General features: G+C 38.9%; 2 protein-coding genes. Both read left to right on the top strand.

What is annotated here, in order from left to right:
- The first annotated feature begins 40 nt into the window (after positions 1–40).
- On the top strand, positions 41–1,183 hold the full coding sequence (locus D1831_RS14060) for an ROK family protein (RefSeq protein WP_125073433.1): 1,143 nt from the start codon (positions 41–43) through the stop codon (positions 1,181–1,183).
- A 231-nt stretch (positions 1,184–1,414) separates the two neighbouring features.
- The coding region (locus D1831_RS14055) for a glycoside hydrolase family 1 protein (protein WP_148096383.1) at positions 1,415–2,833 on the top strand (1,419 nt) is incomplete at its 3' end.

Below are 2,833 nucleotides of genomic sequence, written 5' to 3'. Positions count from 1 at the left end.
CTTTGAAACGTATTATACATATTCTTAGAAGGGTAATCATATGAACAGAGTAAATATTCGCAAAATTAATGAATTAAATGTTTTACGTGAAATTTTCAATAAGGCTCCCACTTCTCGGGCTTCAGTTACTAGTGAACTGGGATTGACCAAATCAACGGTATATAGTATTTTTTCCGTTTTAACAGAAGAGGGTTTGATTTATGATATCGGTCAGGGAAGTAGTACTCGCAGTGGTGGTCGTAAACCAGCATTAACTAATTTCAATGCTAATGTAGGTTATACCATCAATACTAAAATTAATAGCCACACAATTAGCTGTATGCTCAATTGGCTAGATGGTAGTGTAATTACTTATCAGGAGTACCCTGTGACTGGGGAAACGGCCTCACAACATTTACTTGCGTTGTACCAGGTCATTCGATCAGCGGTGTTAACGGGTGAAAAGTTGCTGGGAATTTCCGTCGGTATTTATGGTGTTGTGCACGATAATAAGGTTGTGAAAGCCACTATTTCTGATTTGATTGAATTCAATTTGGTGGAAGTATTGCATAGCCGATTTGATGTACCGGTTGTCCTGGAAAATGAAGCAAATATGTCGGCGTTACATATTCGAGATTTCCCGGGAAATGAACGTGTAAAAAACGCGGTTTCAGTCAGTCTATTAGATGGAATTGGTGCGGGAATCATCATTGATGGTAATTTATATACTGGTGTTCATAGCGAAGCTGGTGAAGTGGGACACACTCCATTTTATGGGTTAGATCATCCGGTCCCCATTGAAGATTTGTGTTCTGATTTAGCCGTTATGGCACGATTAAGTCGGTTAAAGGGATATGAGATTGATATTGCCGATATTCGTAAGGGGTTTGACACCGAAGATACCGATATCGAACGAGTTCTTGACCAATTCAGTACGGGAATTGTCATGATCTTGCAGAATTTGGTTCTCTCGTTTGATCCTGAAAAAATTGTTATCAGTTCACAAATTTTGCGAGCAATACCAGAGTTACTTACTGCGATTGCTGCCCGAATTAAACCATTTGCACATAAACATACACCGATTGAGTTATCAGATAATCCAGATCAAGCAGCATTATTGGGTGGATGTGCATTGATTTCACGGAAGATTTTGGGATTACCGACGGGAGAATTAGTTTTTAAAAAGCGTAATACGCCACAATGAGTTGGGAAATTAGAGGTTGATTTAGTGAAAACCACTGGATCAATCTTTTTTTATGCTGAAATAAATTAATTGCTAAAAACCCTTGACTGGAAGAAAGAAAACGATTACATTTTAGATAGTTCTTTTATTAAAAAAACTATCTAAAACAGTAAGAATTAGCTATTCTAGCTGTTTTGTTAAAACGTTAGCATCTACCGGTAGACGTTTTAACGGAGAAGGAGCTTGACGAGAGTGTATTATCAAAATTTAACTAAATTCCCAAAGGGCTTTCTATGGGGAGCGGCTTCGGCTGCTTATCAAATCGAAGGTGCCTGGGATGAAGATAACAAAGGACCTTCAATCTGGGATCAATTCGCGAAGATTCCAGGAAAAACTTTTAATGGAACGAATGGTAATGTAGCGATTGACCATTATCATCACTATAAAGAAGATGTCCGGTTAATGAGTGAAATGGGACTAAAAGCATATCGATTTTCAATTGCTTGGTCGCGTATCATTCCAGACGGTGATGGTGAAGTGAACATTGCTGGCTTAGAATTTTATGATAGCTTAATTAATGAATTGCTTAAACATCATATCCAACCCGTGATAACACTTTATCATTGGGACATTCCCGCTGCCTTGCAAGATAAGTATGGTGGATGGGAATCACGACAAGTAATCAGTGCGTTCGAAAAATATTGTCGAACTGTTTTTAAAAGATTTGGTAACCGGGTCACTTACTGGGTAACGTTTAACGAACAGAATGTTTTTGTGCCTATGGGCTATCGTTGGGCCTCTCATCCGCCCAATGTTCAAGATGTAAAACGAATGTATGCAGCAAACCACATCGTAAATTTAGCCAACGCGATGGCCATTAATTTATTCCATAAAATGGTTCCACGGGGAAAAATTGGTCCAAGCTTTGGTTACGGACCAACGTATCCCATTACGGCGAATCCTAATGATGTATTGGCTGCAGATAATGCTGATGATTTTAATAATAACTGGTGGTTGGATGTCTATTGTCGTGGGACGTATCCAGCACTGGTGATGCGACATCTCCAGTCACTAGGTGTTGCTCCGAAAGTAACGGTCGCTGATTCGAAGCTACTAAAATCCGCTAAGCCAGATTTTCTGGGTATTAATTATTACCATGGCGGAACCTTCCAGCAAAATGTTTTGGAACATCCTATTAAAACTAAGGACAAAAAACAGTTTTCAAAAACTGATCCATATTTAATGCAACCTCAGAATGAAAAGGCGCAGTCACCCGAACTACCGATGTTTACTAATGTTCAGAATCCGTACTTGAATAAAACGGACTGGGGTTGGGAAATTGACCCTGTAGGTTTTAGAATTGCGCTACGACGAGTTTATGAAAAATATCAATTACCAATCTTTGTGACGGAAAATGGACTGGGAGCACAAGACAAATTGGAGAATGGCACGGTTAATGATCAATATCGGATTGATTACCTACAAACACATGTAGCTGAAATGCAGCGGGCGCTTACTGATGGTGTTGAATTAATTGGCTACTGTGCGTGGTCATTTACCGATTTACTCAGTTGGTTAAATGGCTATAAAAAACGTTATGGGTTTGTTTACATTAACCGGAATGATGATAGTCCGAAAGATTTAAAACGAATTCCAAAAAAGAGTTTTTAT

It is taken from the genome of Lactiplantibacillus garii (assembly GCF_003885105.1).
Taxonomy (GTDB): domain Bacteria; phylum Bacillota; class Bacilli; order Lactobacillales; family Lactobacillaceae; genus Lactiplantibacillus; species Lactiplantibacillus garii.
Note: the sequence above shows the minus strand (reverse complement) of the source record. Positions and strands in the feature narration are given on the sequence as shown.